Consider the following 6842-nt stretch of genomic DNA (forward strand, 5'->3'; position numbering starts at 1 on the left):
ACATTAAGTGCTCTCCGGCTCGTGCGGAACTCGCGATCGACTTCGCATGCCGCCGGGCAGCCGGGGCCGACACCCCTCAAAGATTTTCAAAAAAGTTGTTGACGCGCGCGTAACGACTCGTCTAATATATCCCTTGCGCGATGGACCTGTAGCTCAGTTGGTTAGAGCGTCCGGCTGATAACCGGGAGGTCACAAGTTCGAATCTTGTCAGGTCCACCACTTTCTTTCGCAATAAACACCCCAGCGAGAGCCGAGTCGCCGCTGGGGTGTTTATTACTGTCTCCGTGGGGGTTTAGCTCAGCTGGGAGAGCGCGGGCTTTGCAAGCCTGAGGTCAGGGGTTCGATCCCCCTAACCTCCACCATGATGGACCTGTAGCTCAGTTGGTTAGAGCGTCCGGCTGATAACCGGGAGGTCACAAGTTCGAATCTTGTCAGGTCCACCATCAAAACTGTGAAGAGCCCTGGGGCGTTGCCTCGGGGCTTTTTTCTTACCTACTGAAAGTAGTCAAAAAAGCCCCGTCCCAAATTAACTACTTTGATTTTGTGTGCTGTGCGAAAGATTGGGTAGTATAGCTATTCAATGCGGCGGGCTGCCGCGTGTTAACCGCTACGTACCGGAGGTGTTCCATGGTTCGTGTCGACATAGAGACCATCGTCATGGCCGCCGGTCCCGTGCCATCGCTTATCGTGCTTCGTGAGCGCAGCAGCAAATCGGACTCGCCCGCGCCGCTGCGCTCCCTTTCCATTCAGACTGGTTCGTTTGAAGCTGCTGCCATCAGCCGCGGCATCGATAGCGGCCGCGCCGAGCGCCCGATCACCCATGACCTGTTGCTCGATACCGTTGACGCCCTGGGCGCCAAGCTCGAGCGCATCGAGATCGTTCGCGCCGAGCCGCCGGTGTTCTACGCGACGATCGTCGTACTGGCCGATGGCGAGGAGCGCAAGATCGACGCCCGCCCCAGTGATGCCATTGCCCTTGCCGTGCGCAGCAATGCTCCCATGTTTGTGGAGGACGACATCATGAATCGCCTGGGCACTGTTTCCACCCACGCCGAGGATGTCGACGACGAGCAGGAGTTCGAGAAGTTCGACGAGTTCGTCCATACGCTCTCCCCCGATGACTTCTAAATGCGGGGCGGCAGGGTTGCGGAGTGTTCGCTGATGGCCAGCGGTATGTCGGCTGAGGCGGCGGCCATTGCGCGCGAGGCCCAGATGCGCTCGGAGGCATCCGAGGCGGCACGCATTGCCTATGTGACGCAGGCCCGCACGCTTCGCGAGCGCCGCGGCTCGTTTATCAAGATGGTTGTCGTCTCCGCCCTTGTCGCGGCAATCTGCTCGCGCCTTCGTGGTACAGTTGGTGCGCTTGGGTTTTCGATTTCAACAGGCTTGGTAATCTGGGGTGTGGTCGATGCAGTAATGCTGACCAACCAGATCAAGGTACTCGACAAGCGCGCGATGGATATGATGCGCGCCCGCGACGCTGCCGCCAAGATCGCTGCCGAGGCACAAGAACTGTAACGACGCCAGACTCGATGGGAAGGTCTAAAGATGGCACAGGATATGCAGGACGCCGGTAACGTCTCCGCCGAGCTCGACGCCATGGTGTGTGACCTGATTGGTGCGTTCTTGGACGACCTTGCCGCCGGCGAGAACCCGGGCGTAGTTGTGGCGATCGAGGACGCTGCTTCCAACCGATATCTGGCGGCGCTCGACGAGGACGGCGAAGAGGCATGCCTCGAGGCGGCCACCAACTTTATCTCCGAGCACAAGATGGGTCTTAAGGACGAGGGCCTGGGCCGCATCGCCCGCTATGCCATCGGCTACACCGGTTGTGTCGAAATTGACGGCGGCTATCACGACGCCCTGCTCGTGAGCTTCTTCGAAACCACGCTCGAGAGCGGTTTTTCGGCATACGTGCTGTATGAGGGCATGGGTGCCGGCGATGGTTTTATGTGGAGCGACCCTGAACCTGCAGGTGAGGAAACCCCTCTTATCTAAAATCGCTAAAATAAACGAGTTTTCGGTAAAAGGCTCAATATTCCCGCTGAGCGTTGTATCGCTGGGCGGGCCGCATACGCGTGCCGTTTGTATATGGATAGAAGATAGGGGAACTACATGCGCGTAGACAATCTGAGGAACATCGCCATCATCGCCCACGTCGACCACGGCAAGACGACGATGGTCGACAAGCTCCTGCGTGCCACGGACGCCTTCCGTGCCAACCAGCAGGTCGAGGACCGCGTCCTGGACTCTAACGACCAGGAGCGCGAGCGCGGCATTACGATTCTCGCCAAGAACATCTCTATCGAGTACAAGGACGTCAAGATCAACGTCATCGACACCCCGGGCCACGCCGACTTTGGCGGTGAGGTCGAGCGCGTGCTGCGTATGGCCGACGGCGCCCTGCTGCTGGTCGACGCTTTTGAGGGCCCCATGCCCCAGACCCGTTTCGTGCTGCGTCACGCTATCGACACCGGCCTTAAGATCATGATCGTCATCAACAAGATCGACCGTCCGGGTGCCAACCCCGAGAAGGCCTACAACGACTGCCTGGACCTTATGGCCGACCTGGGCGCTACCGACGACCAGCTTGAGTTTGCCATGGAGCATGTCATCTACGCCAGCGGCGTCAACGGCTTTGCCCGTCATGATCCCGAGGACGGCAACATGGACATGTACCCGCTGCTCGACATGATCATCGACGACATGCCCGCACCCGAGGTTGACGAGACCGCTCCGCTGGCCATGCAGTGCGTGACCATCGATCACTCCAACTTCGTCGGCCGTATCGGCATCGGCCGCGTGTACTCCGGCACCATCCACCAGGGCGACCAGATCTTGGTCGTCAAGAACGACGGCTCCAGCGCCACCGCTACCGTCAAGCAACTCTTTACCTTCGACTACCTGGGCCGTACCGAGTGCCAGGAAGTCGGCGCCGGCGACATTGCCGCCGTTGTGGGCATCGACCGCACCGATATCGGCGATGTCTACACCGATCCCGAGAATCCCGTCGAGCTCGAGCCCATCGAGATCGACCCGCCGACCCTGTCCATCGTCTTTGAGGCTTCGACCTCCCCGCTCGTCGGCCGCGACGGCGATATCGTTGGCGCCCGTCAGCTCAAGGAGCGCCTGTTCAACGAGGCCGAGAACAACGTGACCATGAAGATCGAGGAGCTCGAGGACAAGAGCGGCGTCGAGGTCTCGGGCCGCGGCATTCTGCACCTGTCCGTTCTGATGGAGTCCATGCGCCGCGAGGGCTTTGAGTTCCAGGTCGGTCGTCCGCGCGTTCTGTTTAAGAAGGACGAGAACGGCAACAAGATGGAGCCTGTCGAGCAGGCCGTCGTCGAGTGCCCGGACGAGTACTCGGGCAAGGTCGTTGAGGTCTTCGGCACCTCCGGTGGCATCATGACGAGCATGGATACCTCGGGCATCGTGACGCACCTTGAGTTTAAGATCCCGACGCGTGGCATCATGGGCCTTAAGAACCGCATCATGAACGTCACCCACGGCGAGGGCGTGTTCTACCACACCTTCCTGGAGTATGGCCCCTACGCCGGCGAGATCGGCAACCGCCAGAACGGCGCCATGATCTCCATGACCACCGAGAAGGCCGTTGCCTACGCCCTGGGTACGCTGCAGGAGCGCGGTCAGCTGTTTGTTGAGCCGGGTACCGAGTGCTACGAGGGCATGATCGTGGGCGAGCGCAGCAAGGCCGGCGACATGGTCGTCAACATCGCCCGCACCAAGAACCTGGGTAACCAGCGTTCCTCGACCTCCGACATCTCCGTGCAGCTGGTGCCGCCTCGCACCTTCTCTCTGGAGGAGGCGCTGGAGTACATCGCCGACGACGAGCTGGTGGAGATTACTCCCAAGAACATCCGCCTGCGCAAGCGTCTGCTCAACGCCACCGACCGTAAGAAGGCAGCCGTCCGCGCCGGCCAGGTCAACAAATAAGCGCTGGGGCTTATAACTGCCAATAAGAAAGGGCGTCGACCGCAATGGTCGGCGCCCTTTTTGGTGCAATGGGATCAGGTTGCTTTGCGCCACCACAAAGGTGCCTGGCCCTTTTGTGGTGGTTGGCGGCTAGGCGGTGGGGAGTCCTGGCGTGTTAGCCGGCTGCTGCGGCTTGAGGTGGGCGTTGCGCCAGATGATCTGGATGGCGTAGCCGAGCGTGAAGACGAAGGCTACACCGCTGACAAAGTTGCCCATAAGAGGAAGTGCCGTGAGTGCGCCCGCGACGATACCGCCCACGGCGGCCATGGCGTAGCGGTTTTGGTTGTGTCCGACCATGCGCGCGACCGCGGTGCCCGTAAATGCCGCCGAGACCAAAGCGATGCCGATGACGCCGCACATGAGGGCGGCGGCGAGCGACAGGCCTGCAATCGAGATGATGAGCAGCAGCACGGCGGGAGCGACGGCGACCGTGCCCAGAAGACCACTTACCCACAGCGGCATGGGACGCTGATGGAGCATGCCGGCAGCGCTGGCGGTTGCGCGTGGAAAGACAAGCTCAAGCAGGATGGCGACAAAGCAGGTGGAAAGCGCCGCGGCAACGATGCCGCCGATAATGTCGTTGGCCGTAGAGGTGTTCTCGTTCTCGGTCCGGTCGATCTTGAGAGCTCCGACCTGGGCGCCCTCGGCCCGCTCGGGGTCCTGTGAGACGTGGGCGTTCACCGTGCCGGTGATGCGGGCGTTTTTACCCAGGATGAGCTTGTCGGCCCAGACCTCAACATCGCCATCGACGGTGCCGTCGATGGTTACGGTGTCGCCGGCAAGCGCCGCCGATTTGGCGGAGCCGCGCAGGGCGACCGTTTCGCCTGCCGCGTAAAAACAGTTGGCGGTGCTGCCGGTGTTGAGCACGACGTGCTGGCCGGCCACCGTGACGCTGCCATCGATTGCGGTTTTGGCGATATCGATGGTGCGTGCCGCCAGACGAACGGCGCCGCCTACGGTGCAATCGCGAATCGACAGGTTCTCACCCGCCGCGATAATATCGCGGCCGATGGAGGCGTCGTCTAGGTTGAGACTTTGGCCGGCCCAGTACAGGTCGCCTTCGATACCGGACGGAGTTGAGTCAACTTCGGTTGCGAGCACGTTTCCCGCGGTGTCGGTGCCGGCGAACGACACCGTGGGAAGTGCGGTGAGCGCGAGCGCAATCAGCGCGAATAGGATGGTGATGCGGGTCTGCGCTTTGTGGCGCCGGATCGACGGTACTTGGTTGCAAGGCATAGTGAATCCTTCGTTAGATACTCGACAGGTATCTAACAGGGTACCCAACGCGCGGGCGCTCTAAAAGAATCTCTCGGTTGCATTTCGAGGGGTTGTGCTGTGCTACCTACTTTTTACGGTGCAAAAAGCGCGCGATGTCTTCCTCGGTAGGGCTTTTAATGTCAAAGCGCAGTGATAGCCAACGCAGCCCCATGGTCACCACAACGCATACGACCAGTGCGGCAACATTGCTCATGAGGCCGCTCATGACGAGGGCTACATAGCTTGCCGATCCGGCGATGGCCGCGATGGCATAGAAGTTGGTGCGTTGGAAAATGCCCGGGACCACGCCCATAAAGCCGTCGCGCAGCATGCCGCCGCCCACGGCGGTAAAGAAGCCCATCATGATACATACGGCGGGCGCAAATCCGTACACCAACGCCTTGTCCGCGCCGGTTGCTGCATAGATGCCGACCGAGATGATGTCGAGCAGGGGAATGAGTTTTTCGGGCTTATCGACGATTGCCGGGAAGATATAGATGATGGCGGCTGTGGCGATGGAGAGCGGTAGTGCCATGGGCTGGTTGAGGATGTAGACGTTGCCGACCTGGAGCGTCATATCGCGCAAAAGACCGCCGCCCAGACCGCAGACCACCGCGAGCGCGACCGCGCCCACCAGGTCGAGCTTGTGCTCGCGAGCGACCAGCACGCCCGAGATCGATGCCGCGACAACGGCGAACATCTCGAGCCAAAATGGGATAGCGACCATGGCATCCGAGGCGTGTGAAGTAACAGTCATAGCGGCGACGACGGGCAAGATGAGGTCCTTTGATTCTCGGGTTTGAACAATGCCCGTACATAGTACATGGTTGGCGGCGATTGAGACCCTATTGCTCGGCAAACGGTAGGGACTGGGAACGGTCATGGGTACCAAACATGTGCATCAGCCTCCAAAGATGCCGAAAAATGTCGTTTTTGGAGGGTGATGTACATGTTTGGGGAAGCGTGCAGCCGAGAGGGGATCCGATAACAAAAAAGCCCCATTGCTGGGGTTGAATGCGATGCGGGCGCGGGTTGAATAGGAGGGATGTCCAAATTTTGAGCGGAGCTCAAAATTTATTCGGTCGGCTTACGCCGACCGCGCTGCGCTAAAAACGCGCCACTGGCGCGTTTTCTTTACGCTTTGCGCCCTGGCGGGTTCGAATCCCTCCTCCTCCGCCGTATTTGCCTGTTAGGGACTCAAAACAAAAAAGCCCCCAATGCCGGGAGCTTTCTCAACCAAAATGGCGGAGGAGGAGGGATTCGAACCCTCGTGACCTTATACAGGCCAAACGGTTTTCGAGACCGCCGCATTCAACCACTCTGCCACCCCTCCGCGTGGGGTAAAAACAAAGCAGGCTCGAAGGCCTGCTTTGGAATTAACTGGCGGAGAGTCAGGGATTTGAACCCTGGAGACGCTTTTGACGCCTACACGATTTCCAATCGTGCTCCTTCGGCCACTCGGACAACTCTCCGTTAAATGCGAAAGTCAGTATACACGAGGAATCGCAAAGTGCAAACAGAAAAGTTGGCATTTTTTAAAACGCTTGGCCGTGCCTTGATTCTCATTTTCATTGCAACAGCCTCAGGACTCA

General features: G+C 59.7%; 6 protein-coding genes and 5 tRNA genes. 7 read left to right on the forward strand and 4 right to left on the reverse strand.

Features of this window, described 5'->3' with window-relative positions:
- Nucleotides 1–142: 142 nt before the first annotated feature.
- The 7 genes from DWZ52_RS09635 (at nt 143) to typA (ending at nt 3954) form a co-directional block, all read left to right on the forward strand.
- A tRNA-Ile gene (locus DWZ52_RS09635) sits at nt 143–219 on the forward strand.
- A 67-nt stretch (nt 220–286) separates the two neighbouring features.
- Nucleotides 287–362: transfer RNA gene (locus DWZ52_RS09640), tRNA-Ala, on the forward strand.
- Between the two features lie 4 nt (nt 363–366).
- A tRNA-Ile gene (locus DWZ52_RS09645) sits at nt 367–443 on the forward strand.
- 184 nt (nt 444–627) lie between these two features.
- Nucleotides 628–1128 (forward strand): bifunctional nuclease family protein, encoded by a 501-nt coding sequence (locus tag DWZ52_RS09650; protein ID WP_117756926.1) that lies wholly within the window; start codon nt 628–630, stop codon nt 1126–1128.
- Between the two features lie 33 nt (nt 1129–1161).
- Nucleotides 1162–1518, forward strand: coding sequence for a hypothetical protein (locus DWZ52_RS09655; protein WP_117756927.1), 357 nt, complete (start codon nt 1162–1164; stop codon nt 1516–1518).
- Nucleotides 1519–1548: 30 nt separating this feature from the next.
- Nucleotides 1549–1998, forward strand: coding sequence for a hypothetical protein (locus DWZ52_RS09660; protein ID WP_089572580.1), 450 nt, complete (start codon nt 1549–1551; stop codon nt 1996–1998).
- 117 nt (nt 1999–2115) lie between these two features.
- Nucleotides 2116–3954, forward strand: coding sequence for a translational GTPase TypA (gene typA / locus DWZ52_RS09665; RefSeq protein WP_117584035.1), 1839 nt, complete (start codon nt 2116–2118; stop codon nt 3952–3954).
- Between the two features lie 129 nt (nt 3955–4083).
- On the opposite strand, the gene DWZ52_RS09670 is transcribed toward typA, so the two are convergent.
- The 4 genes from DWZ52_RS09670 to DWZ52_RS09685 form a co-directional block, all read right to left on the reverse strand.
- Complete coding sequence (locus tag DWZ52_RS09670; RefSeq protein ID WP_117818408.1) at nt 4084–5229, reverse strand: polymer-forming cytoskeletal protein; 1146 nt, start codon at nt 5227–5229, stop codon at nt 4084–4086.
- Between the two features lie 106 nt (nt 5230–5335).
- Nucleotides 5336–6025 carry a trimeric intracellular cation channel family protein gene (locus DWZ52_RS09675; RefSeq protein WP_233539158.1) on the reverse strand — a complete coding sequence of 230 codons (690 nt, stop codon included), beginning with the start codon at nt 6023–6025 and terminating at the stop codon, nt 5336–5338.
- A 467-nt stretch (nt 6026–6492) separates the two neighbouring features.
- A tRNA-Ser gene (locus DWZ52_RS09680) sits at nt 6493–6583 on the reverse strand.
- 48 nt (nt 6584–6631) lie between these two features.
- A tRNA-Ser gene (locus DWZ52_RS09685) sits at nt 6632–6722 on the reverse strand.
- Between the last annotated feature and the right edge of the window lie 120 nt (nt 6723–6842).

The organism is Collinsella sp. AF33-16, assembly GCF_003475325.1.
Lineage (GTDB): Bacteria > Actinomycetota > Coriobacteriia > Coriobacteriales > Coriobacteriaceae > Collinsella.

Bases quoted from the DNA above. Each gene is read 5' to 3' on its own strand.
- DWZ52_RS09650 (WP_117756926.1), top strand. From the start codon at position 628: ATGGTTCGTGTCGACATAGAGACCATCGTCATGGCCGCCGGTCCCGTG.
- DWZ52_RS09655 (WP_117756927.1), top strand. From the start codon at position 1,162: ATGGCCAGCGGTATGTCGGCTGAGGCGGCGGCCATTGCGCGCGAGGCC.
- DWZ52_RS09660 (WP_089572580.1), top strand. From the start codon at position 1,549: ATGGCACAGGATATGCAGGACGCCGGTAACGTCTCCGCCGAGCTCGAC.
- typA (WP_117584035.1), top strand. From the start codon at position 2,116: ATGCGCGTAGACAATCTGAGGAACATCGCCATCATCGCCCACGTCGAC.
- DWZ52_RS09670 (WP_117818408.1), bottom strand. From the start codon at position 5,229: ATGCCTTGCAACCAAGTACCGTCGATCCGGCGCCACAAAGCGCAGACC.